This is a genomic window from Terrisporobacter mayombei (genome assembly GCF_020748465.1).
Taxonomy (GTDB): Bacteria; Bacillota; Clostridia; order Peptostreptococcales; family Peptostreptococcaceae; genus Terrisporobacter; species Terrisporobacter mayombei.
In genome coordinates, this window is sequence record NZ_JAHZMP010000095.1 from 1 (window position 1) to 532 (window position 532).

General features: G+C 49.1%; 1 protein-coding gene. It reads right to left on the reverse strand.

Translation table 11 applies throughout. The features are described 5' to 3' along the window. Positions 1–427: hypothetical protein (locus tag K0039_RS24865; RefSeq protein ID WP_228106798.1), on the reverse strand; the 427-nt coding region annotated here is incomplete at its 3' end. Positions 428–532 lie beyond the last annotated feature (105 nt).

Consider the following 532-nt stretch of genomic DNA (forward strand, 5'->3'; position numbering starts at 1 on the left):
CGAAACCGCGCTTAACGTCCGCGCCTTTCTCGGAAAGCTCAATCATGCATTCGCCAATCACGGCAATCTTTTTGGACATAGTCGTGAACCTGATCTGTAAAAAATTAGCGTTAGTTTGCGCTGTGGTGGTTTGCTGGTCAACCATATTAAAACAGTGTTCCATTATTTTTTTGAGCCAGAACGTATTCCTGAAAGATTCCGTTGTGGAGTGAGGAAATTTACCCCGGCCAGGCGGTAAAGTTCTGCCCTTACGCGCCGATAATCTTTGTCGAGTCCGGGCAGCATCACTTTTAAACACAGGACATCTTTGATGATAAGGCAGGTTATCCAGCGAATAAGCAACCCTGAAGCAAGCATCGAGAGCTTGCAGGAACGGCGTTTTTGGTTGCAGTGTGAGCGTGCTTACACCTGGCAGCCGATCTATCAAACATGCGGGCGGTTAATGGCCGTGGAGCTATTAACGGTGGTCACGCATCCCTTGAACCCTTCGCAACGCCTGCCGCCGGATCGCTATTTTACTGAAATCACCGTC